Below are 23332 nucleotides of genomic sequence, written 5' to 3' on the forward strand. Positions count from 1 at the left end.
AAAATGATAAACAATGGAAACAAAAATATCAAGACTTTCCGCAACGGAGCAGGCACTTGAAGTAATCCAAAAGCTGGAAGAACAATACGGCCCTTTGATGTTTTATCAGGCAGGAGGATGCTGTGAAGGAACCCAGCCGCAATGTTTTGAAAAAGGAGGATTCTTTCCCAGAATGAATGATGCCATGATTGGTACCATTAACGGATATGAGTTCTGGATAGACCGCGATCTTTTTGAATACTGGAAATATTCTCATTTTACCCTCGATGTTACAGACGGTTTTGGTCCTGGTGGTTTCTCACTGGAAACTCCTTTGGGAAAAACGTTTAAAGTTCATTACAGACTTTTCACTCCTGAAGAGTATGAGAATTTGGAACCTGTGAAGCGTAGTGAATAGGACTTCATACTAAGGCTTTTGAGCAATATAAATAAGCTCTCTTTCAAACTCATATTTCCCTCTCGAAATTCCTCTTTTTAAGATAAAATATTGAGTGACAGCAATTATTAAAGCGACTACTGCAACAATAAAGTTCTGTTGATCATCTCTTATATTGACCAAGATCATAATTAAACAAAAACACAAAACGAGAATCCAGTTAATGATCTGGAACCATGATGGGAAAAACTCTATATCCACAGATGATTTTCCATTTCTGTCAGAGATCGTTCCTTGAAATACAGGACTGTTTCTATTCATATCAAATAATCTTGCCCTCCTTTTGATTGTAAAGCTGTTTTCCTCAATCATTCCCCGATATTCAAACCGCGTAGGAATTGCAGAATCTCTTTCCAAGGATATGAAAGTTGTATTGGTTTTATAGGTAACTTTCATTAATCTCTGTACAAGTTCTACACTGCTGATATGGAGATCAATACTGAGACTGTTATATAAGCCAATGCTTTTCAAAAATGAGTTCATGGGTTAAAAGAAAAATAGTTAAATATGGTCAGACCTTCACAAATCGGTTGACAAACATGGCGGCGACTACATCTCCCACAGCATTCAGAACGGTAGCCAAAGGATCTACCAAAGTTCCAATGATCATCACCGCAGGAATTGCTTCCTGAGGGAGTTTATAAACAGAGATCATCAGCATTTCACCAATATAACCACCATTAGGAATACCACCAGCCACAATACTCACAAAGACGGTAATTCCCAAAGCTAAAAGCAGGTTGGCAGGATCAAAAAAATCTTTTCCAATGATTAAGAATGCTACATAGATCTTAATAATAGAAGACATGGAAGATCCATTTTTATGCAGTGTTGTACCAATAGGAATCACCAGATTGGCAATAGAATTCGGAATTCCGATTTTTGAAGCTGCCTGTAAATTGGCGGGCATCGTTGCAAAACTGCTGCAAGTACTTATTGCTGTTAAAGTAGGATAGATAGCATTCGTCCAGAAGCTTTTAACTCCTTTCTGTCCATTCGCCATAAAAGCATAAATAGAAAAGAATATAAGAAAATAGATAACTCCTGCAATATAATAAAGCCCCAAAGGTTTAGCATAAAATCCAAAAAGCTGTGGCCCTAAAGTCGCTACCTGATACGCAAAGTACGCTCCCAAACCAATCGGTGCTAGTTTCATAACCAGCAAAAGAAGTTCTTTCATCACTTCATATCCTGAAGCAATAAAAACCCTGAAAGGCTGTCCCTGTTCACCCGTTTTTCTGGCTGCAAACCCTGTCAGAAAAGCGAATACCAAAAGTGCCAGCATATTTCTTCTTGAAAAAAGCTCAGCAAATTCTCCTACGGTAAAGAAACTTACAATTCTGTTGCCCCAGCTGTCCTCATTAGCTGCTTCGGAAATGATCTCAGAACTTCCAGAGACCCCGGAAACCGGGAAAAGATATACTGCACAGATTGTAAAGACTGCTGCCGTAAGAATAAAGAACAAAAAGGTAAGTGCCATCACAAGAATGATTTTACCAAATTTAGACTGCTGCTCCAGGGAAGCAATAGAATTGGAAACGGCAAAAAATACCAAAGGAACTACACTCACAAAAAGAAGATTCAGAAAAATATCACCCAAAGGCTTAATGTATTCCACAATACCTGGGGCAACAATTCCAATGATGCTTCCAATAGTGATTCCCAAAAGTAAAAATATGATTCCGGAGTAGTTTTTCAGTACCTCTTTCATGTGGTGCTTTTTATCAAAGATAGGTTTATTTTTAACATTTTGTTATACAATTTTCAGACCTAAAATTCATAAATTTGGGTAAACCTCATTTCTATGGCTTATATAGATTACTATAAGATTTTAGGCGTAGATAAAAGCGCAACACAGGATGATATTAAAAAAGCCTACCGAAAACAGGCAAGAAAACATCATCCCGATCTCAATCCCGGAGACAAAGAAGCAGAAAAGAAATTCAAAGAGCTGAATGAAGCCAATGAAGTGCTCAGTAATCCGGAAAACAGGTCAAAATATGACGAATACGGAGAAAACTGGAAACACGGCGAAGAATACGAAAAAGCCCAACAGCAACAACAAAGACAGTATCAACAGCAGAATTACAACGGAGGATATTCCGGAGCCGATTTCGGTGAAGGAGAAGATTTTTCAGACTTCTTCCAGAATATGTTCGGTGGAGCAGGGGGTGGATTCGGTAAAAGTTCGAGAGGAAGAGCTTCCGGTAAATTCAAAGGTCAGGATATAAAGGCTGAATTAAATCTGAATTTAAGGGACGCTGCAACAACTCACCCTCAAACCTTTGAAATTAACGGTAAAAAAGTACGAATCACCATTCCGGCAGGAGTATATGACGGACAGCAGATCAAGTTAAAAGGTCATGGAAATCCCGGAGCAAACGGAGGTCCAAGCGGAGATTTGTATATTACCTTCAATATTCCGGCTGATCCGGATTTTGAAAGAATCGGAGATGATCTTAAAACCAAAGTAGTGCTTGATCTGTATACTGCTGTTTTAGGGGGAGAAGTAAAAGTACATACTTTAAATGGAAGTGTAAACCTTAAAGTAAAACCGGAAACCCAAACCGGAATGACGGTAAGACTCAAAGGAAAGGGTTTTCCTGTCTATAAAAAAGAAGGAGAACACGGTGATCTTTTTGTAACCTATGAAGTGAAACTGCCAACCAACCTTACTGAAAAGCAGAAAGAACTTTTTGAACAACTAAAAAATTCCTAAGCTATGAGTGAAAGAATATCACGGGAAGAACTCGTAAAAATCTATAATATAGAAATTACTTTTTTTGATGATCTTGTAGATTATGGGCTATTGAATATTCATATTGAAAATAACATCCATTATCTGATGTACGAAGATCTGCCTGATTTGGAAAAATTTGCCAACTGGCATTATGATCTTGAAATTAATCTTCCAGGTCTTGAAGTGATTCATAATATGCTGAAAAAACTGGATGCTCTGAACCGCAGAAACAGAGAACTGATGCATAAACTTTCCGCAATAAGTGATCAATATGAAGATATTTAGTTTAGTTTTGTAGCTTTTTAAAGCAAACTCTATAATTATGAATGAAGAAAAGGTGATTACACTAAAACCGGACAGAAAGATTTTTGAAGATATTTATTTTAGCGGTAATCAGGGAAGTCTGCTTTTTTCACCTACTACGAAAAGTAAAACTATCGTTACCGTAGTTGCTGCATTAATTGTTTTCATTGTTTTTCTTTTAAAAGACCTTTTGAGTAAAGAAAATGCAGGAGTTTTATACTTCCTGAGTTTTATATTGTTGCTTTGTGCTGTTTTTTTATCCGTAAGCGTTAATAAAGTTTCAAGATGGAAAAAACAGGTGAATCATTATCTGAATAGGCTTGAAAAATGTAAAATATACGAAGTCAGATTTGATAATAACTTTTTCACAGTCAATATTGATGGCGAAAAAGAAACAAACGAATGGAAAGATTTTGAATACTTCGACAGCACTCATGAATTTATTTCTCTTGAAGGAAAATACAGCTATATGTTTCCCAGAAAAGCAATGAGTGAGAAAGAATATAGCTTTCTTAAGAATATATTGAAAGAGAAAGTAAAAATCGATCAGTAAAAACAAAAAACGGAGCAAAATAATTTTGCTCCGTTTTTTTTATTATTTACAAGTTAGCTTATTTGTTTTCTTCCAGCCAGCCCATTTCCTTCATCCACTCGTCATTGTAGATTTTTCCTACATATCTTGAACCATGGTCATGAAGTAAAACTACGATTACATCATCTTTCGTGAACTGATCTTTCATCTGAATCAAAGATGCAATGGCACTTCCGGCAGAGTATCCGCAGAAAATTCCTTCTTCTTTAGCCAGTTTTCTAGCATAAATGGCACCATCTTTATCCGTTACTTTTTCGAAGTGATCAATTACAGACATGTTATAGTTTTCAGGAATAATATCTTCCCCGATACCTTCTGTAATATAAGTGTAAGCATGATCGTAATGCAATTCACCTGTTTCATGAAATTCTTTCAGGATAGAACCGTAAGTATCAACCCCAATTACTTTGATGTCAGCATTTTTTTCTTTGAAGAATGTTCCACATCCTGTGATCGTACCTCCTGTTCCGGCTCCTACTACAAAATGAGTCAGTTTTCCTTCAGTTTGTTCCCAGATTTCCGGAGCGGTAGACTCGTAATGAGCCGCTCTGTTGGATAAATTGTCATATTGGTTTACATACCATCCGTTCTCCGTTTCTTTTGCCAGTCTTTTGGAAACTGAGTAATAAGAACGTGGATCGGTAGGTTTTACATCAGTAGGGCAAACAATTACTTCAGCCCCTACAGCACGAAGAATATCACATTTTTCTTTAGACTGTTTTGAATTGGTCACAAAGATACATTTGTACCCTTTGATGATAGCAGCCAATGCTAATCCCATTCCTGTATTTCCCGAAGTTCCTTCAATAATGGTTCCTCCAGGTTTTAATCTGCCGTCTTTTTCGGCATCTTCTATCATTTTAAGAGCCATTCTGTCCTTTACGGAGTTTCCGGGATTGAAAGTCTCTACTTTTGCTAATACTAATGCCGGGAAATCTTCACCTAATACTTTGTTAAGCTTTACCAGCGGTGTGTTACCTATCGTTTCAAGGATATTTTTTGCGTATTTCATAAATGTTTTATAAGCAGCGCAAAGATAAGGCTTTTAAAATTATCTGCGCTGTGGATAACATGTTGATAAGTTGTTGATAACTGTGAAATCATCTCAAATACAAGCTGTAACTTTCAATTATCAATTATCAATTATCAATTATCAATTATCAATTATCAATTATCGGATTAATTGTACTTAATGACTTTCACCGGAGAAATCTTACTGATCAGGTAGCTGGGAATAATCAAAGCCAATCCTGAGATAATAAGGATTCCTACCGAAATAGAAACAATGGCAATTGGATTAAGGTCTACAGGAACTGTACTTACATAGTAGTTTTCCGGATTAAGTTTGATTACTCCAAAGAATTTCTGAATCAAAATAAGTCCTAAACCGATCGCATTTCCATACAAAAGCCCCGGAATCATAATAATCAGGGTATAATTGATGAAGGTGGCTCTTATCTGTGAATTGCTTGCTCCTAATGTTTTTAGAAGCCCAATAGAATTGGTTCTTTCAATAATAAGAATGAGTAGAACCATAATGATATTGATTACTACTACAATCAGCATGATGATAATGATCAGGGCAATATTGGTATCAAAAATACTGATCCAGTCCGTAATCTGAGGGAATTTTTCAGTAGCTTTTTCAGCATAGTTTTTATAGCCGATGAGTTTTTCAATATCTGGAAAATCTTTATCAATATCATTTACATTTTTAAGGAAAATATCAATGCCGCCAATTTCATCAGGCTTCATATCCTGAATTTTTCTTGCATGATTAATCCCACCGATAACAAACTGCTCGTCAATCAATTTAATATCTGTTCTGTAGATTCCAATAACTCTGAATTTACGGTAAAGCGGTTTTTGATCTGCTTTTAAAAATACAGTAACAATACTGTCATTGAGCTTAAGATGGAGGTCTTTTGCTACTTTTTGTGAAATAGCAACATCATTGTTGTATCCTTTTTCCGTTACTTTCGGTGTCGTTCCGGCAATAAGAAACTTTTTGAATCTTAAACTGTCGAAATCTTTTCCGATCCCTTTAAATATAATTCCTGCGAAATTGTGTTCATTACGCATAATTCCGGTAACCGTTACATATTTTTGGGTGCTTTCCACATCGGGAAGCTCTTTTATTTTGGCAATATTCAGTCCCTGATTATCAAGTACAGAGGTATTATAGGAAGAATTCGATCGGGTAGATCTTACTGTTATATGTCCGCTGAAATCTGCCAGCCTCTCTTTGATAGCTTTTTTGGAACCAAAACCAGTGGCTACGGTAATTAAGGAAACGATAATTCCTAATGCTACGGAAAGCCTGCCAATGAAGATGATAACCCTAGAAAGGTTATTTTTGTTATCTTTGGAAAATGCTATTTTTCTAGAGAAATATAAAGGAAATTTCAAGCTTATGAATTTAGATTTCAAAATTAAAAATTTACTTCTGATTTGCCTAATTTTTTTAGGAGTATTCAACCAATATTATTCTCAGACTCAAGTTCAATCGGATTTTAAAACCGGAGCAGATCAACCTGAAATTTATTTACCATTGTTAAAAGGCAAAACAATTGGGGTGGTAACCAATCAAACGGGTTTGATGAGTGATAAAACTTATTTGGTAGATTTTCTGGTAAAAAACGGGATTAAGATCAAGTCGATTTTTGCTCCTGAACATGGTTTCCGAGGAGATGCTGATGCCGGTGCAAAAGTAAAAAATGGGGTAGATATAAAAACCGGAATTCCCATTGTTTCTCTGTATGGAAATAATAAAAAACCCAAACCAGAACAACTCTCAGGAATTGATATCATCGTTTTTGATATTCAGGATGTGGGAGTGAGGTTCTATACTTATATTTCTACATTGTCTTACCTGATGGAAGCAGGTGCTGAAAATAATGTTGAGGTGATGGTATTAGATCGCCCTAATCCACACGACGGATATACTGACGGACCTGTTTTGAGAAAAAAATGGGTAAGTTTTGTAGGGTTACATGAAGTTCCTGTAGTATATGGATTGACGATAGGTGAGTATGGAAAAATGGTGAATGGCGAGAAATGGCTGAAAAATGGTGTTCAGGCCAAATATACCCTTATTCCGATGAAGAATTATCATAAAAAACAACGTTACCCGATGCTTGATAAGCCTTCTCCTAATTTACCTAATGATAAAGCAATCAATTTATATCCAAGTCTGTGCTTTTTTGAAGGCACTCAGGTTTCTGTAGGAAGAGGTACCGATCTTCCTTTCCAGATTTATGGTTCTCCCTGGACAGAAAATCTTCCCTATCAGTTTACGCCAAAGCCGAGCTATGGTGCTAAAGATCCTTTTCTGAACGGAAAATTATGTTATGGTGAAAACCTTTCAAGTTATCCTAATGACTTAAGAGAACTGAATTTAGAATGGGTCATCAAAGCCTATCAGAATTATAAAAATTCTCAACAGGATTTCTTCCTGAAAAATCTTTGGTTCGATACCTTATCCGGGACTGATGAATTCAGAAAACAGATCATTGATGGAAAGTCAATTCCGGAAATTAAAGCTTCGTGGAAAAAAGATCTGGAAAGTTTCGAAAAGATCAGAACCCGATATGTGGTATATGAAGATTAATTAATCAAAATTTTGAGGTGGATTTTTATCATTTTTGCCTTTGTTTAAGACAAACAGGCCGACAGTAAGCCCGACAACTCCTGCAAAAGCAGTCATTAAGGCTCTTTGTAATTTATCTGGCAGGTCGTTGCCGACATAATTCATCAAAAAAAGAATCACAAAGGTGATCACTGATATAATGATATGATTTCTTCCAAATGGCTTCATAGTGTTATTTTAATTTGTAAGAAATCATTACCCCCCCTCTGTATGGTATGATTTCACCACTTTTGTTAAATTTTTCAGCAAAATCATATCGCTGCCCAGTTGATTTGTCATATCCTTTATAAAAACTCTGAGCAGTTCCCACTGTTGCATAAATGTCAAGATTCCAGTGTTCAGATAACTGAAATTGATAACCACCAGTAATACCAAGCATAATTGAATATCCTTTTTGGTAAAGATTAGATTGTATAAAGGTTTGTCCACGCTCATCTGTCATTGGCGCGTCTGACCAATAGTTCCATTTTGACGCATTGTAAGCAGCAACAGAAAGGTTAGCTCCAACATACCAATGCTTAAAAGCTTCATTAAAATAATATCTTCCTTCTGCAGAAACGGAATAGAACTGTAATTTGTGTCCTGCGAAAGACTTCCATGGTGAAATGAAAACATCTCCCTGAAGGGTATATTTAGGGCTTATCTGTTTTTCAATTCCAAGGTTTAAAATTCCTATCGGAGCAAATAAAGCATTTCCTTTAATGTATAAACTTTTATCCTGTCCTCCTTGTTCCTGTTCCTGAGCAGTCAATGTACTTACTGACAGGAAAGCTAAAATGCCTGCTGCTAATAATTTATATTTCATCCGGTATATAATGTTTATTTTATTTGCTTTAATAATTCATCTGCTAGTTGAGAATCCTTATTGCCCTGAACTGCCATATTTTTAGACATTTCAGCATAGTTTTTGCCATCTCTTTATTTCCTGTAAGGTGATAGAGTTTAGCTAGAATATAAGTGTTTTCTGAAGTTTCACTTCTCATGACAGATTTTTCTGCCCATTCTGTAGCTTTTTTTAATGAAGCAGGGTTTTTTACATGATCTGCAAATACCCATGCTGCTCTTAAAAGTTCATTAGGGTCAAATGTGTCCGAGTTTTTATAATAATCTAAAGCAGCTTTCTCATACTCTGGAAAATTGCTGTTTTGCTCATAGTAACTCAGTTTAGTCTGATTCAATTTTTTAAGTGCTGCGTCTTTTCCTACCAATGGTTCAGCCGTTTTTAGAAAATAGTTATCATTGATTTTTTTATTTTTATCATCAATAGACTGTTCTACTATTTTACCTAATTTCAGCTGTGCATCAAATTCGTTGTATGTCTCTTCTGGAAGAAATTTAACGATCTCTGTTTTTCTGGAGGCAAAGACATTATAATTGGCATCTTCTGATGATTTTACAAAATAGAGTAGAAATCCTATCTCATCTTTGGTTAATTCTTCAGTTTTCTTTTTATTTTGGAAATATCTTTCGGAAGCTTTTTTGGCGAAGTCATAATCTGTGTTGGCATTTAGCTTCATGATGTTGACCAGAAATTCAGGATCTTTTTCACCATTGGCAAAGCGATCTTTAAAAGACCCTTTTTTGTTCCCGGGTGAATTGATGTCCTGAGCCATTGCTACAAACATACTTTCTTCCATATACCCTGTATTTCTGGAAACAATTTCACCTTCGCCATTCAGGAAAAGATAAGTAGGATAGGAACGTACCCCAAATTTAGAAGCAATCTCTCTACCTTCTCCTTTTTCCATATCAAATCTTGCATTAATGAAGTTGGTATTGTAATAATCACTCACTGATTTCTGTGTGAAAACATTTTTCTCCATCATTTGCATGGGCCGCACCATGATGCATAAGCATCAATAAAAACCAATTTCTTTTCCTTCTTGGCTTTTGCAATAATATCTTTGAAAGGCAGTTCCTGAAATTGGATCGCTTCCTGAGCTGAAATAACGATGGCACAAAAAATAGATATCCCGGAGATGATCTTCTTCATTTTCAAATAAGATTTGTAGGCGAAGATAATTAATTTTCAAAATATAGAGTGCTGTATCTGTTGTATGAATGACGATATTAACGAACTTTAAGACTTATACCTGTTTTTATGCTTTATACTTTTTTTGTTAATAAGTGATGAATTTAACAAGATTTTGAATATCATTTTTAATTCATAAATGTGCGCTGTCTGGTAGTTTTTCAAAAAAACAAAAATCTAAATTTAATTCACTTTTCAGTCCTGAAATCTTTGTTATATCTTTGCAAACGAATAATTTATATGTAGAGGAAACCATAATTTAGAGAATTTGATTATTAATTTTAAACACGCTTTATCCAAAAAGTCCATTTATATTACTGCCTTATCTGCCTGCCTGATTGCTGTGGCAGCATTTGCTGTTTTGAGTCTTCTGATTACAGAAGACAGCCGGAAAAATACTGATGATTTTGCAAAGAAAACATTCTTCCGAAAATATGAATCTATAGAACATGAATTCAGAAATATTGAAGATTATCAATATCTGCTTCGGGCGCTGATTCAGAAGGATGGGTTGAAGAATTATAAGGATTATTCTTTAGTTTTAAATGATTTAAACAAAAAAAGAAATCTGCTCCCTTACAGTTGGTATTATTATGAAAACAGCGTTTCAGGAAAGTCGGAGAGCAACAATCCTTTATCCGATATTTTTAAAAAGACAGATAATAAAAAGGGATCTATTGTCATAAGAAATAACGGTCCGGGTCATTTCAAAGACCTTTTGATTACCAAGAAAGACAGTATGTACTGGATAAGTTATGATTCTTTGGTCCTGCCAGATAAAAATAAATTGTACTATGGCTCTACCGTGAGTCTGGATGATCTTCATCAGTACTTTATCAATGTCGATAAAAGCTCCAATACCTACGCCTATGTTTTTACCAAAGAAGGAATCTGCATTACCCATCCTGAAAAAAAATACATCGGAAAGAATATTTTTGACTTTACAGATATTAAAGCTAATGATACCCTGACCAGCAAAACCGAGGCGGGATATACCAAAGGAACAGCAGTTTCAGAATATCTTGGAGTGGAAGTGACACGTTTCATTAAACCATTGAAGACTGATAATTTTGACGGATATACAGTTGTCAATCATGTGAATTTTATCATCGATGAAAACATCAGCAAGATAAAAACCTATACTGTTTATATTTTTCTTGCAGCCCTGTTTCTTATTGTAACAGTTTTTATATTGTTTCAAAGGGCAACCAATCTGGCGTATCAGGAAAAAGAAAAGATACAGTCTGAGAAGAATTTATTGCTGATAGAGAATGAAAAGATGCATAAAGCCGAAGTCATCAATCAGCTTCAGCAGCTTAAAAATAATATCAATCCGCATTTTCTTTTCAATTCATTGAATTCCCTTTATATGCTGATCGGGATCAGTAAAGAAAATGCGCAGAAGTTTACCATGAATCTTTCCAAGATCTACAGGTATCTGATCGTGCCTCCGAAAGAAAATATTGTTCAGGTTTCTCAGGAGATCAAATTTATACAGCATTATATGGAGCTTCTGAAAAGCAGGTTTGACGAAGAGATAAAGTTTGAAATCATAATTAATGATCCTAAAAGCCTGGATAAACGAATTCCATATTTATCCCTTCAAATTGTCACTGAGAATGCTGTAAAACACAATATTGCAACGATAGACCAACCTTTGGAAATTATCATTATTGTGGATGGGGAAGGTATCACAGTAAAGAACACCTGGCAGCCTAAAACGGAACCGGTACAGGGGGAGAAATTCGGAATTGATTATTTGAACCAGGTTTATGGGTATTTTAAGAATAATCTTCTTCATATTTCTGTAGATGGTGAATATTTCATATGTTTTTTGCCATTAATGAAGTGAAAATAAAAAATCCATTCACTCCCGAATTAGCACCATTCACTCCCTAATATTATTTATATGATTCACGATACTTATAGCTTTGCTTACTGAAACTAAGATATTTACTATTTGGAATGAATCGGACTATTTTAATGAAGAATTACAGGCTGGCTCTGTATCTCGGTCTTGCTATGGCTTCACCAATGGCAGTAGCACAGAAAAAAGATAAAGATACAGTAAAGGTCAACAAAGAAAAAACGGATAAGACAGAGACATCTTCCTCAAAGAAAACAAAAAAAATTGAAGATCTGATCAAAAAAGGAACTTATAAAAAGGGACTTTTTAATACCATTCAGGTAAAGACGGACATTTATTTTGAAATTCCTGACAGCTTGATGGGACGCCAGTTTTTGGTGGTCAACAAGCTATCTCAGGTGCCGATGCAGGTGAATGAGGCTGGCTTGAATAAGGGAATGAACTATGAAAATAAAGTCATCTCTTTCCACCGTGATCCCGTAGCTAAAAAAGTATGGGTAAAGACGGTGGTTCCTAAAGTGTCATCCCCAAAAAATGATGCCATTACAAAATCTGTAAAAGACAACTTTTCAGAATCTGTTATTGAAGTTTTTGATATTGAAGCACAAAACAGTGATTCTACAGCGGTAGCCATTAAAGTTAATAAAGTTTTTGATGGAAATCAAAAGAGCTTTAACGATGTGTTGGCGAATGTAGGTTTAGGAGGATCTGTAAAATCAAGCCTTTCTTATATAGAAGGAGTGAAAACATTTCCTAAGAATCTTGTGGTGAAATCTCAATTGTCTACTTCTGTGAATGAAGGTGGTGTAGATCTTCCGGTAACATTAGGCGTTACAACCAACCTGGTTCTGCTTTCTAAAATACCGATGAAACCAAGAGTAGCGGATTCAAGAGTAGGGTTTTTCTCTGAAAAACACTGGTCGTTTAATGACAATCAGCAAAAAATGGATGAAAAGTTTTTCATTACCAAATGGAATCTTGAACCCAAAGATGAAGATAAAGAAAAATATTTAAGAGGAGAGCTGGTAGAGCCTAAGAAACCGATTGTTTATTATATCGATCCGGCAACTCCAAAACAATGGCGTGAGAAAATCATTGCCGGAGTACATGACTGGCAGGCGGCGTTTGAGCAAGCAGGATTTAAAAATGCAGTGATTGCGAAAATGCCTGAGGAAAAAGATGAAGATTTTGATATTGATGATGTAAGATATTCTGTGATTACTTACGCCGCATCGCCAAAGTCAAATGCTATGGGACCCTCTGTGGTAGATCCTAGAAGTGGGGAAATTATCGAAGCAGATATTATCTGGTGGCATAATGTAATGACTTCTCTTCATGACTGGATGAGAATTCAGACAGGACCAATAGACCCTAAAGCAAGAGGAAATAGATTCAGTGATGAACATATGGGTGAAGCCATCCGTTTTGTTTCATCTCATGAAGTAGGACACACTTTCGGATTGAAGCACAATATGGGAGCATCCTTTGCATTCCCTGTAGAGTCGCTTCGTTCCAAAGAATTTACAGACAAAATGGGTGGTACGGCACCTTCCATTATGGATTATGCACGTTACAATTACGTAGCTCAGCCGGAAGATGGCGTTACAGCAATCACTCCGAAAATTGGTCTTTACGACAAATATGCTATAGAATGGGGCTACCGTTGGTATCCGGATGAGTTCGTAGAGAAAAAAGCGTTGAAAAACCTAATTGAAAAACATGAAGATGACCCAATGTATTTCTACGGTGAGCAGCAAAGCTACCTGGAAACCATTGACCCTCGTTCGCAGTCTGAAGATTTAGGTGATGATGCGATGAAAGCCAGCGAATATGGAATAAAAAACCTTAAAGTTGTCATCAATAATCTCTTAAAATGGACCTATGAAGATGGTAAAGAATACACGGATGCCGGAAAACTGTATTTGGGAGTTATCGGGCAGTGGGATCTTTATACAGGTCATGTGATGGCAAATGTAGGAGGAATTTACCTGAACAACACGGTTTTTGGTAATAAGAAGAAGGCATATGAAGCAGTACCTGCAGAGATTCAGAGAAGAGCTGTTGATTATCTGGTTAAAAATGCAATCAATATTCCGGAGTGGTTATTCTTTAATCCGATTACAGAAAAAACATATCCGGTTAAAGATTCGCCAATGGGGCCATTCGAGCAGACACCGTATACCCTGGCAAGAGGAATGCAGTATGGGACTATCTATTCCCTATTGATGGATGACAGATTATTGAGGTTACTTGAAAACGAGATGAAACATCAGGTTTCAGGATCGAAAGAAGAAATCTACACCGTTGAAAATTTATTTGATCAGGTAAGAAAGGCGATTTTCAATAAAAAAGGAAGCCTTACAATGCTTGAGAAAATGACTCAGAAGAATTATGTGGATGCTTTAATTGTTTCAGTGAACAAATTATTTGAAAAAACAGCAGTGAAAGGATTGATGACAGAGGGTAATCTGAATATCCCGACCATCTGTAATTTCCATGAAGAAGATCACGGGTTGAGGAATATCAATTATTCATCCATGAAAAGAGTATCTGAAGTCACTACTTACAAGAGGGCAGAACTTCAGAAGGTTCTGGACTTACTGAACGGAACAAGATACAGAGGTGATGATGCTTCCAGAGCGCATTACACAGATTTAATTATTCGTATACAAGAGGCTTTAAACAAATAAACAGCAATGAAAAAAACTCTAATACTTTTACCTCTTTTGGCTGCTAATATTGCAATGGCCCAGCAAAAGAAAACCATCACCGGAAAAATTGAAGATGCAAATACTTCTCATATCATCATCGGTGCTTCTATAAAAATCGAAACTCAGTCGGTCTCTACAAAAACAGAATTAGAAGGAATTATCGAAAGTGTATCCGTAGGTACAGTAACTGATAAGGACGGGAAATTTATATTGGAAATTCCTGCCGATACAAAAACTGTATTGGTAAGTTACCCAGGTTATGAATCCAGAGTAATTCAGCTTAATGAAGGACAGACCAACTATACCATCAGGCTAACTTCTGAGGTAACAGATAAAAATAAAATCCAGGAAGTCATCATCACCGGTTACCAGAAAATTGAAAAGCGTAAGCAGACTTCAGCGGTTTCTACAGTAAAAATGGACAACATCAGCCAGGCTGGTGTTGCCAGTGTGGACCAAATGCTGGCAGGGCAGATTGCTGGTGTGGCAGTAACTCCCGAAACCGGTGCTCCTGGTAGCCCTGCGAAGATCAGAATCAGAGGTACAGCTTCTCTTTCCGGTCCTCAGGATCCGCTATGGGTAATTGACGGTCTTCCGTTAGAAGGAAATGATGTTCCGAACTTTACCGATAAAGATAATATTGACCAGCTTCAGAACTTCTCTATTGCAGGGCTTAACCCTAATGATATTGAAGATATTACCATCCTTAAAGATGCGGCTGCAACAGCTATTTATGGAGCAAGAGCAGCAAACGGAGTGATCTCTATTACAACCAAAAAAGGAAAAAAAGGAAGTCTGAAACTGAACTTCTCAGCAGATACTTTCGTGACATCCCGTCCTGATTTTGATAAACTGAACCTTTTAAACGCTTCCGAAAAAGTTGACCTGGAATTGATGCTTGCAAAGCGTGCAGATCTTACCTACCGTGCAGATAAAGGAGAAGTTATGAGAATTCTGACCCAGAACAGCCAGCTTGATGCTTTCAGAAACGGCGGTTTTGATGCATTGAACTCATTGACGCGCCAGCAGATTAACGGTTTAAGAAATAATAATACAGACTGGGGTAAACTGTTGTACAGAAATGCTATTAACAAACAATACGGATTAAGTGTTTCCGGAGGAAGTGATCGTGCAGATTATTATTTCTCCCTAGGATACTATGATGAAGAAGGAACAACTATCGGGACAGGTTTTAAACGTTATAACCTGACTTTAAAAAACAACTATAAATTAAGCGATAAGTTAAATGCAGGAATCTCTATTTTCGGAACGCAAAGCGAACGTACATCTTTTGTAACGGATGCTGATGCTTCAATAAACCCTGTTAATTATTCAAGAAATGCCAATCCTTATCTAAAGCCTTTCAATGCAGACGGAAGCTACAATTATGATAAAGATATGGATGGTTTTGAAGACCGTTATATTCCTTTCAACTTCCTTGAAGAAAGAGAAAATACAAACTATTCACTGAAAAATAACTCTTTGAAAGCTATTTTAGATTTAGAATACAAAGCTTCAAAAAGTTTAAGGTTTACCTCTCAGTTAGGCCTTCAGTATGATACCAACAAAACAGAGAAGTTTGCTGAAGAGAATACGTACTTTACCAGAAAAATGAAAGAAAATACCCGTTATTACAAAGACGGTAAATACAATTACTTTCTACCGGCTGGTGCGGTGAAACAAAACTGGGATAATGATTTCTTCCAGTACAACTGGAAATTGCAGGCGGCGTATAGTACAAAGATCAATAAGCATGAAATTGATTTGATGGCAGGTACAGAAATCCGTAAAACAGAGGATAACACCACTATTACAAGAGCTTTCGGGTATGACTCAAAAACGAGAAGAGCTACGGCAATTGTTTTCCCAAATTCAAGTTTTGCAGCGGACAAAAGATATGAAACATACCGTGAAGCAGCTCCTATAGAGAATGCTTATGCTTCTATGTTTGCCACAGCGTCTTACACCTACGATAAGAAATATACATTCTTCGGAAGTGTAAGATATGATGGAACCAACCTTTTCGGGGTGAATAAAAAATATAAATATCTTCCAATATGGGCAGTTTCAGGATCATGGCTGGTAACGAAAGAAGAATTCATGAAAAATATTGCTGCGGTATCTAACCTTAGATTGAGAGCTTCTTATGGTCTTCAGGGAAATATTGACAGAAATACATCGCCATTCTTTATTGGCGAATACAATGATACAACGATTCTTCCGGGAATAAAAGAAGGAGTTATCAATGTTATCAGCCCTCCGAACGATAAATTGAGATGGGAAAAAACAACCAATACCAACTTGGGTCTTGATTTAGGGTTATTCAATAATCGTGTGAGCCTTACCGCTGATGTGTACAGTAGAAAAGGAACAGATATGATCAGTATGAGAGAAACCCCTCTTGAAACAGGGTTTGAATATACAATGATGAACTGGGGAAGTTTGACCAATAAAGGTTTTGAATTAGCCATATCTACCAGAAACATCAATCATGATAATTTCAAATGGACAACTACGATCAACTTTGCACACAACAAGAGTAGAGTATTGAGCGAGCAGCCCCGTGAGAATGCTTTCCTTCCTTCCAGAGAAGGGCTGCCTGTGAATGCTGTTTTTGCTTTGAAAACTGCAGGAATGGATGAGCATGGAAATCCTCTTTTCTGGAAAGGAGATCAAAAGATTTCAGCAGCAGAATTCTTTAAGTTATATGATGTATATGCAGATTTCCTTCCGGGGCAGCTTGTAGATACGAAACTTTCTAACGCTGAATTGAGAAGTCTGTTTACCTATGTAGGAGACAGAGATCCGAAGTTTACCGGAGGTATTATCAACACATTTAAGGTAAGTAATTTCGATCTTACCATCTCTGCAACATTCAACCTGAAGCAGACCGTAATGAGAACGCCATCTTACCGTGGTATGGAGCTGGACAGAGGAAGAAACTATACAAGAGATATCTATGAAGCAGGAGGTTCCCTTCCGGGAATTACAAGTCCTGATATGGATGCTAATCCGGACGGATGGATGGCGAATAAATGGTTTGCCGGAAACCGCTCAAGCGCATACAACCTACTTGATGTATGGGCAAAAGAGATCAGTTATATCAGAATCAGCAGCATCCGTTTAGGCTATACACTTCCAAAAGAATTTACAAATCCTATGGGAATTTCCAGTCTGAGACTGAGTGTTGAAGGACGTAACCTTTTTGTCTTCAGTAACGGATACAAAGGATATTTCGATCCTGAAACGTATGGTAATATTTATGCACAGCCTATCACCAAGTCGGTGACCGTAGGATTTAATGTTTCTTTTTAAAACTTGAGAACAATGAGAAAAATTACAACAATCATAGCCCTTGCAGCCATCAGCTTTATCAATATAGGATGTGACAGATTTTTAGATATTCAGCCAGAAGGAAAGATTATTCCTGTTACTGCTGAAGATTACCGAAAAGTACTTACATCAGCTTATTCAAAATATCCTGTTCACAAGTCGCTGGTAGCTCTTCGTACTGATGAGACAAATCTTGATGACAATGGAGTAGATTTTATTTCTTATCGTGAGATCGCGATGTGGAAGGATTCGAACTATGATGCTACATCTACAGAACTTCCTTGGTTAAGTTTTTATACTGTGAACTTCTATCTGAATCAGATTATCAACGAAGGAAGTAAGACCATGCAGGACTCTCCTGAGAAAAATCAGATTTTAGCAGAAGCATACGCTCTTCGTGCTTATCTGTATTTTGATATGGTAAATTTATATGGAAAACCGTACAACAGTGCTACAGCTTCTACTGACAGAGGAGTTCCGATCAATCTGGAAATTGATCTTGAGCAAGTATTGAAACCATCTTCTGTACAGGAAGTGTATACACAGGTTCACGCAGACCTTAAAAAGGCTGAGGATCTGATGGTAGAGCAGAAGCAGGCGCTAGGAGTCAATTATAGATTTTCAAAAACAGCATTGCTGGCATTTGAAGCAAGAACAGCGCTTTATGAAGGAGACTGGAATAAAGCTTTAAATTTTGCAGATCAGGTATTGGCTGTAAAAGGTGATTTGAGCAATTTGAATACCACCAATACTGTACCTAACCATTATGCTTCCCCGGAATCTATCATGGCTTTGGATAATACATGGGATAATTCCATAAAAAACCTATCTTTTGCATCTCCGGAGCTCATTTCTTCATATAATGTTACCGCAGATAAAAGGTTTGGCATGTATTTTGAAAAAATGGTAGTAAGTATAAAGTCACCAAAGGAGGAAGTTTAGAATTTAAAGTGTCTTTCAGAACAGCAGAGCAGTACTTTATAAAGTCTGAGGCATTATTAAAGTTGAATAAACTGGCAGAAGCTAAAGAAACACTGCTGAAAGTTTTAAAAAACAGATATACTCCGGATGGATATACTTCAGTACAAAATGCAGTGGCTCCAATGGACTCTACAGCATTTATGAACTTTATTCTGGATGAAAGATTCAGAGAATTTGCTTTGGAAGGACAAAGATGGTTCGACTTAAGAAGAGCAAATCAGAAAAAAATAAGCCATACAATTAGTGGCAAAGAGTATATTCTTCAGCAGAATGATCCGCGATATACCATTGAATATCCAATGAGTGCGAAGAAGAATAACCCTAATTTATAAAACTTCATATCAAATTCAATACAGAGGAAACCGCTTGAACTTAATTGTTTTAGCGGTTTTTTTGTACTTTTGCAGCGTTATGAAAATTGCCATTATAGAAGATGAGCTGCTGGCTGTGAATTATCTGAAAAATCTTTTAGATGCACAAAGCATTGTCCCTGTTACAGAGACGGTTATTCTTCGTTCCAAAAAACAGGCAATTGATTTTTTTGAAAAAGATTCTGCAGATCTTATTTTTATGGATATCCATCTTGGTGATGGAATGAGTCTTGAAATATTCGAGCATGTAGAACTTTTTACCCCGATTATTTTCATTACGGCATTTGACGAATATGCCATGAGAGTCTTCAGGCATTTTACCATTGATTATCTTCTGAAACCTTTTGAAGAAGAGGATTTACATAAGGCTTTACAGAAATTTATCTCTATAAGAAATAATTTTGATCCCGAACCGGTTCTTAAATCCATTTCCACATTGCGCCAGGCTGACGACGAGGTGATGAAACGTTTTATGGTAAGAGAAGGGAATAAACTCAAATCAATAGACGAACATAATACCGCTTATTTTTTGCCTCAGGAAAATACCTTTTCCTGACAACTAAAGATCATCAGACCTATATTTATGATGATACCATTAAAGACATTATTCAGAAGCTGAATCCTGAGATTTTCTTTAAAATAAACCGTAAGTTTATCGTTAATAAAGAAGCGGTTACTGAGATTATCAAGCATTCCAGTCAGAAAGTAGAGATTAAGCTTTTTCCGGAACCGGAAGTGAATGCTGAGGTTTTTATCAGTAAAATGCAAATTGCAGAATGCCTGAACTGGCTGAACAAGTAATTAGGCCTTAAAAATAACCATTCTACTTCTCCGTCATTATATAAATACAAGGTTTATTTTAGAAGATCTTATTTCTAAGTGTGCTAAGAAAGTGACAAGTCGATGATGAGGCTTATGATTTTATATTGTCACTTAAAAAGAATCCATTAAGTTGATTTCCTGCTTTGCTTTCTCAACATTTTAGTTTATATAAGTAAACCTTTGCGTTAAATTTTGTATCTTAAGAATAATCTCAAAATACAATAACAAAAAAACCTCTAAAATGAATTAGAGGTTTTAAAGTGGTTTCTCCAGGAATCGAACCAGGGACACATGGATTTTCAATCCATTGCTCTACCAACTGAGCTAAGAAACCATTTATGTTTTTGTTTATTACTTCGTTGTTTTAAAGTGATGCAAAAGTATAACATTTTATAATACCGCGCAAGTTTTTTGATTTATTTTTTTGAAAGAATATGTTGGTATAGCTTGTTTTTGATTTCAAAGCTCTGTTCATCAGTAGTTTGATATACAGTGTTTTTTTAAATTTTTTTTGAAAAGATTATTTTTAACAGCTTCACTCCAATACTTTTAAAGTTCTTCAAAAACTATATCTTCCTGCTGATCCATCAGAAAACAGGTTTATCTGGGATCATATAAAAGATCATCTTGAATATTTTACTGATTTTAACAACAAGAAAGTTGTGTTTCAAAAATCTCAAAGAATAATAAAAACAAAAAACTTCCACATGATGCAGAAGTTTTTTGTTTATAGTAGGCAATCTATTTTGGCGGGATAATTTTTTGAACATTTAGTTTCATCATTATCGTATTGGAACTGATATTTTCAAATGTAATATTTTCAAGATCTTTTTTCGAAGTGAAACATTTTTTATTCTTCAGATATCGTTCAATATTTTTTCCTTTATAGACAATATTTACCTTAAAATTTATTTTTTTGACAGGTTCAGAACTTGAAAAATGAATATTTTCTTGTTCTGATAAGTCGTACAGAATTTTTTTACTTTCTTTTCCCTTCAGTTCCAGTGTATTTGATTTCATATATTCCAGAATATCGGATGATCTGTTTTTTCCAAATTCATGGCAATCCTGATAAGTTGAAAAATATCTGGTAAAGGGAACTGCATAGGTTCCATTTTTTTATATATCAGAACATTGCTTAGAAACATTTCATATTCTAAATCAAAATCCTGAGTGTCTGTAATTCTCAGATTCGAGGTATCCATATACAGTACCTTTTTTGCAGGCTGTTATTCTTTATCGTCAATTCTATTTTTCAGTGTCAATTTGTTTCATTGAAAAAGAAACAGCGTTGGATTGTGCAAAAAAGCAATAGAAGAAACAACAGCCTATTAGTATTAAAATTTTTTTTATCATTAATAATAATCTTTTTTATTATAGATACTTTCAGGAACTCCCATCTTGAATATAAATTTGTAGGCGCGCTTTTCTGCCCAGTCCGTCATTGAATTTTTTAAAACAGTCCCGCTCATTTTTTTATTTACTTTAGAATCATAATACTGTGTAGACCATCTGTTTGATAAATAATCTGCAGCGTGAAAGAACTCATGAAGTATTGTTTTTGCCAGTGCATAATTGGATAAGAAAGCCTTATTGTGATATTTTATTTCAATTTTCGCTGTAACGGCTCCATTACTTTCATTCACTCTTGTTGAAGTGGTTCCGGCCTCTTTTGCATTAAGATTAGAGATACTTTCTGTTACCAAAGGATCACTATCTGCTTTATTCATGTCTGCCGTGAATAATACTTTAACCTGTTTTTTTATCCCGTTTACAGTGGTCATATTTTTTTCGGGTACTGCATCAGGGTTTTTAACTTTAGATCTGATCATATTATTTTCCTTGATCTGATGCTCATAATGGTTAAATACACTTGCACTAAGGCCTATGGCTGCACCTACCCAGAAATTACCTCCAGCTAATTCTGCGCCAATACCTCCCATTACAAATCCTGTTGTCATATAAGCTCCTAAACTTCCTCCTAAATATTTTAAAGAGGCACTACCGGCCATACTCCCTAAGAATCCGCTTAGAAATCCACTTCCAAAACTTTCACCCTGAACAGCAGACTGTAAGGCTCCTGACAGACCATGTGCAATATGTTTTACAACTCCTGCAAATTTACCTAAACTGCTGATGACTCCTGCGGCCTGAAAAGCTTCTCCAATACCATATGATATTACAGCGCTGGCATATGATATAATTAAAGACTGTGCTAAACCTTCCAATGTCATTGGCTGGTTCATATAATAGCTTTGTATGGCATGAGATACAACAGCAATAACAGCAGGTACCCACCATATAAATTCACCTGAAGGATCATTATACATCAAAGGATTATTCAATACATAGCCATATTTGTTATAGCTTTGGGTATTGTATGGATCCTGAATATTTTCATCCGCATTTAAAAATCTCCTCAGTAGCGGATCATACAATCTTCCGTTCATATGGATAATTCCCACTTCTGCAAAATGTTCGTGGCTGGTGTAGCCTCTGTCTATGAGTAACGGAGTATTGGCTATAGTATTTTTATCTGTAATAATTGCTCCGTTTCCTAGCTGAAGATGAGTGAAATTCCCCCAGGCATCGAAATGTCTCTGTTCAAGTTTATTCCCTGCTTCATCACTGATGGCTAGAATACTTCCTAAATAATCTTTATGCAAGAACTTAAAAGATGCCGTATCATCATCAAAATTCTTCATGTAGATGATATCGCTTTCATAAGGAGTTCCTGCAATATAAATGATATGTTTCTCTTTATTGTTTGTATTGTCCTTTACTACTTCGAAACTTCCGTTTTCACTATAAATTTTAGTGAACTTTCCATCTCCGTCTGTACTGAAATTGCCACCATACGTCACTCTCTGTCTCATACTTGTTAATCCGTACTGGAAAGCTACATCTCCCTTTTCTCCGTCTATAAATACGGGATCATTATTCTCATTATAATTAACAGACTGGATGAGGTCATTGTTGTACGCCTGCATTCCTGAAGCATTAAGAGTCATTCCTGTAGATTGATAGACTTTGGCGGTATTTTCATATTTTATAACACCTATCTGGTCATTTTCCAGTATTCTTCCTTTTGCATCATATACATTTCTGTTTAAAGGCTTTATTCCTGTTACAGGATCTGTCCAGCTTACTAAACGATTGTTGTCATCATAAGTAAATTTTTCAAGAATATTGAAATCTCCTAATGTGGTTCTGTCTGTCAGCTCATTTTTAATAGCATTGAAAGTATATTTAATATCTAAAATACCTGGTTTTATTTGGGACGAATGCTGGGTGCGGGATAGGAATCCATTAGCGTCATAACTGTTAACAATAGTAGATTCACCTAGTTTGGCATTCACTACTTGCCCTTTAGCATCTGCTTCATTTAATTGCCAAAGAATTTTGCCTGTATTTTTATCTTTGATTTGATATAGCTCCCCATTCCAGCTGCTATATACATTTTCTATGGTGACTTTTGTCAGCATTCCGGAAGAA

Annotated in this window: 22 protein-coding genes and 1 tRNA gene; 12 read left to right on the forward strand and 11 right to left on the reverse strand. The window is 36.0% G+C overall.

What is annotated here, in order from left to right; all coding sequences use genetic code 11:
- Nucleotides 1-13 precede the first annotated feature (13 nt).
- On the forward strand, nt 14-397 hold the full coding sequence (locus BOQ62_RS10305) for a DUF779 domain-containing protein (protein WP_129039223.1): 384 nt from the start codon (nt 14-16) through the stop codon (nt 395-397).
- Nucleotides 398-406: 9 nt separating this feature from the next.
- Here BOQ62_RS10305 and BOQ62_RS10310 read toward each other — a convergent pair whose 3' ends face one another.
- Nucleotides 407-919, reverse strand: a complete 513-nt coding sequence (locus BOQ62_RS10310; RefSeq protein ID WP_129039225.1) for a hypothetical protein — start codon at nt 917-919, stop codon at nt 407-409.
- Nucleotides 920-947: 28 nt separating this feature from the next.
- On the reverse strand, nt 948-2147 hold the full coding sequence (locus BOQ62_RS10315) for a dicarboxylate/amino acid:cation symporter (protein ID WP_129039227.1): 1200 nt from the start codon (nt 2145-2147) through the stop codon (nt 948-950).
- Between the two features lie 93 nt (nt 2148-2240).
- Between BOQ62_RS10315 and BOQ62_RS10320 the strand changes: the two genes are divergently transcribed.
- From BOQ62_RS10320 to BOQ62_RS10330, 3 genes are read left to right on the forward strand one after another with little or no spacing between them, the layout of a single operon-like run.
- Nucleotides 2241-3155 carry a DnaJ C-terminal domain-containing protein gene (locus BOQ62_RS10320; RefSeq protein WP_129039229.1) on the forward strand — a complete coding sequence of 305 codons (915 nt, stop codon included), beginning with the start codon at nt 2241-2243 and terminating at the stop codon, nt 3153-3155.
- 3 nt (nt 3156-3158) lie between these two features.
- On the forward strand, nt 3159-3461 hold the full coding sequence (locus BOQ62_RS10325; RefSeq protein ID WP_129039231.1) for a chaperone modulator CbpM: 303 nt from the start codon (nt 3159-3161) through the stop codon (nt 3459-3461).
- A 37-nt stretch (nt 3462-3498) separates the two neighbouring features.
- Nucleotides 3499-4032, forward strand: coding sequence for a YcxB family protein (locus BOQ62_RS10330; protein WP_129039233.1), 534 nt, complete (start codon nt 3499-3501; stop codon nt 4030-4032).
- Nucleotides 4033-4090: 58 nt separating this feature from the next.
- Here BOQ62_RS10330 and BOQ62_RS10335 read toward each other — a convergent pair whose 3' ends face one another.
- On the reverse strand, nt 4091-5083 hold the full coding sequence (locus tag BOQ62_RS10335; protein WP_129039235.1) for a PLP-dependent cysteine synthase family protein: 993 nt from the start codon (nt 5081-5083) through the stop codon (nt 4091-4093).
- A 167-nt stretch (nt 5084-5250) separates the two neighbouring features.
- Nucleotides 5251-6480: an ABC transporter permease gene (locus BOQ62_RS10340; protein ID WP_129039237.1), complete on the reverse strand. Its 1230-nt coding sequence runs from the start codon at nt 6478-6480 to the stop codon at nt 5251-5253.
- A 4-nt stretch (nt 6481-6484) separates the two neighbouring features.
- Between BOQ62_RS10340 and BOQ62_RS10345 the strand changes: the two genes are divergently transcribed.
- Nucleotides 6485-7681, forward strand: a complete 1197-nt coding sequence (locus BOQ62_RS10345; protein ID WP_129039239.1) for an exo-beta-N-acetylmuramidase NamZ domain-containing protein — start codon at nt 6485-6487, stop codon at nt 7679-7681.
- Here the strand turns inward: BOQ62_RS10345 and BOQ62_RS10350 are convergent, their stop codons facing one another.
- The 4 genes from BOQ62_RS10350 to BOQ62_RS23150 are packed head-to-tail and all read right to left on the reverse strand — an operon-like array spanning nt 7682 to nt 9713.
- Nucleotides 7682-7888 carry a hypothetical protein gene (locus BOQ62_RS10350; RefSeq protein WP_129039240.1) on the reverse strand — a complete coding sequence of 69 codons (207 nt, stop codon included), beginning with the start codon at nt 7886-7888 and terminating at the stop codon, nt 7682-7684.
- A 4-nt stretch (nt 7889-7892) separates the two neighbouring features.
- A complete protein-coding gene (locus tag BOQ62_RS10355) occupies nt 7893-8525 on the reverse strand; it encodes a DUF3575 domain-containing protein (protein WP_129039242.1) in 633 nt (210 codons plus the stop codon).
- A gap of 43 nt (nt 8526-8568) precedes the next feature.
- Nucleotides 8569-9546, reverse strand: coding sequence for a thioredoxin fold domain-containing protein (locus tag BOQ62_RS10360; RefSeq protein ID WP_228413930.1), 978 nt, complete (start codon nt 9544-9546; stop codon nt 8569-8571).
- Nucleotides 9543-9713: a thioredoxin domain-containing protein gene (locus BOQ62_RS23150; RefSeq protein WP_228413932.1), complete on the reverse strand. Its 171-nt coding sequence runs from the start codon at nt 9711-9713 to the stop codon at nt 9543-9545. Before BOQ62_RS23150 ends, BOQ62_RS10360 begins: the two co-directional genes overlap by 4 nt.
- 307 nt (nt 9714-10020) lie before the next feature.
- Between BOQ62_RS23150 and BOQ62_RS10365 the strand changes: the two genes are divergently transcribed.
- The 7 genes from BOQ62_RS10365 to BOQ62_RS23160 all read left to right on the forward strand — a co-directional run bounded on the left by BOQ62_RS10365 (nt 10021) and on the right by BOQ62_RS23160 (nt 19816).
- Nucleotides 10021-11604, forward strand: a complete 1584-nt coding sequence (locus tag BOQ62_RS10365) for a histidine kinase (RefSeq protein WP_129039244.1) — start codon at nt 10021-10023, stop codon at nt 11602-11604.
- Between the two features lie 131 nt (nt 11605-11735).
- A complete protein-coding gene (locus BOQ62_RS10370; RefSeq protein WP_228413952.1) occupies nt 11736-14309 on the forward strand; it encodes a zinc-dependent metalloprotease in 2574 nt (857 codons plus the stop codon).
- 6 nt (nt 14310-14315) lie between these two features.
- Nucleotides 14316-17645 carry a SusC/RagA family TonB-linked outer membrane protein gene (locus BOQ62_RS10375; RefSeq protein ID WP_129039248.1) on the forward strand — a complete coding sequence of 1110 codons (3330 nt, stop codon included), beginning with the start codon at nt 14316-14318 and terminating at the stop codon, nt 17643-17645.
- Between the two features lie 12 nt (nt 17646-17657).
- On the forward strand, nt 17658-18605 hold the full coding sequence (locus BOQ62_RS10380) for a RagB/SusD family nutrient uptake outer membrane protein (protein WP_228413934.1): 948 nt from the start codon (nt 17658-17660) through the stop codon (nt 18603-18605).
- Nucleotides 18606-18613: 8 nt separating this feature from the next.
- Complete coding sequence (locus BOQ62_RS23155) at nt 18614-18976, forward strand: RagB/SusD family nutrient uptake outer membrane protein (protein ID WP_228413936.1); 363 nt, start codon at nt 18614-18616, stop codon at nt 18974-18976.
- A gap of 79 nt (nt 18977-19055) precedes the next feature.
- The gene (locus tag BOQ62_RS10385; RefSeq protein WP_228413939.1) at nt 19056-19571 is read left to right on the forward strand and encodes a LytR/AlgR family response regulator transcription factor; all 516 of its coding nucleotides are present in this window, start codon (nt 19056-19058) and stop codon (nt 19569-19571) included.
- Nucleotides 19572-19594: 23 nt separating this feature from the next.
- Nucleotides 19595-19816, forward strand: a complete 222-nt coding sequence (locus BOQ62_RS23160; RefSeq protein ID WP_228413955.1) for a LytTR family DNA-binding domain-containing protein — start codon at nt 19595-19597, stop codon at nt 19814-19816.
- 282 nt (nt 19817-20098) lie between these two features.
- Here BOQ62_RS23160 and BOQ62_RS10390 read toward each other — a convergent pair.
- From BOQ62_RS10390 to BOQ62_RS10400, 3 genes are all read right to left on the reverse strand, one after another.
- Nucleotides 20099-20171, reverse strand: a tRNA-Phe gene (locus BOQ62_RS10390).
- A 682-nt stretch (nt 20172-20853) separates the two neighbouring features.
- Complete coding sequence (locus BOQ62_RS10395; RefSeq protein ID WP_129039250.1) at nt 20854-21042, reverse strand: hypothetical protein; 189 nt, start codon at nt 21040-21042, stop codon at nt 20854-20856.
- Between the two features lie 150 nt (nt 21043-21192).
- A complete protein-coding gene (locus BOQ62_RS10400; protein WP_129039252.1) occupies nt 21193-23322 on the reverse strand; it encodes an RHS repeat-associated core domain-containing protein in 2130 nt (709 codons plus the stop codon).
- Nucleotides 23323-23332: the final 10 nt, after the last annotated feature.

Source organism: Chryseobacterium sp. CH21 (assembly GCF_004119445.1).
Taxonomy (GTDB): Bacteria; Bacteroidota; Bacteroidia; order Flavobacteriales; family Weeksellaceae; genus Chryseobacterium.

Bases quoted from the DNA above. Each gene is read 5' to 3' on its own strand.
- BOQ62_RS10305 (WP_129039223.1), top strand. From the start codon at position 14: ATGGAAACAAAAATATCAAGACTTTCCGCAACGGAGCAGGCACTTGAA.
- BOQ62_RS10310 (WP_129039225.1), bottom strand. From the start codon at position 919: ATGAACTCATTTTTGAAAAGCATTGGCTTATATAACAGTCTCAGTATT.
- BOQ62_RS10315 (WP_129039227.1), bottom strand. From the start codon at position 2,147: ATGAAAGAGGTACTGAAAAACTACTCCGGAATCATATTTTTACTTTTG.
- BOQ62_RS10320 (WP_129039229.1), top strand. From the start codon at position 2,241: ATGGCTTATATAGATTACTATAAGATTTTAGGCGTAGATAAAAGCGCA.
- BOQ62_RS10325 (WP_129039231.1), top strand. From the start codon at position 3,159: ATGAGTGAAAGAATATCACGGGAAGAACTCGTAAAAATCTATAATATA.
- BOQ62_RS10330 (WP_129039233.1), top strand. From the start codon at position 3,499: ATGAATGAAGAAAAGGTGATTACACTAAAACCGGACAGAAAGATTTTT.
- BOQ62_RS10335 (WP_129039235.1), bottom strand. From the start codon at position 5,083: ATGAAATACGCAAAAAATATCCTTGAAACGATAGGTAACACACCGCTG.
- BOQ62_RS10345 (WP_129039239.1), top strand. From the start codon at position 6,485: ATGAATTTAGATTTCAAAATTAAAAATTTACTTCTGATTTGCCTAATT.
- BOQ62_RS10350 (WP_129039240.1), bottom strand. From the start codon at position 7,888: ATGAAGCCATTTGGAAGAAATCATATCATTATATCAGTGATCACCTTT.
- BOQ62_RS10355 (WP_129039242.1), bottom strand. From the start codon at position 8,525: ATGAAATATAAATTATTAGCAGCAGGCATTTTAGCTTTCCTGTCAGTA.
- BOQ62_RS10360 (WP_228413930.1), bottom strand. From the start codon at position 9,546: ATGATGGAGAAAAATGTTTTCACACAGAAATCAGTGAGTGATTATTAC.
- BOQ62_RS23150 (WP_228413932.1), bottom strand. From the start codon at position 9,713: ATGAAGAAGATCATCTCCGGGATATCTATTTTTTGTGCCATCGTTATT.
- BOQ62_RS10370 (WP_228413952.1), top strand. From the start codon at position 11,736: ATGAAGAATTACAGGCTGGCTCTGTATCTCGGTCTTGCTATGGCTTCA.
- BOQ62_RS10375 (WP_129039248.1), top strand. From the start codon at position 14,316: ATGAAAAAAACTCTAATACTTTTACCTCTTTTGGCTGCTAATATTGCA.
- BOQ62_RS10380 (WP_228413934.1), top strand. From the start codon at position 17,658: ATGAGAAAAATTACAACAATCATAGCCCTTGCAGCCATCAGCTTTATC.
- BOQ62_RS10385 (WP_228413939.1), top strand. From the start codon at position 19,056: ATGAAAATTGCCATTATAGAAGATGAGCTGCTGGCTGTGAATTATCTG.
- BOQ62_RS10395 (WP_129039250.1), bottom strand. From the start codon at position 21,042: ATGGATACCTCGAATCTGAGAATTACAGACACTCAGGATTTTGATTTA.
- BOQ62_RS10400 (WP_129039252.1), bottom strand. From the start codon at position 23,322: ATGCTGACAAAAGTCACCATAGAAAATGTATATAGCAGCTGGAATGGG.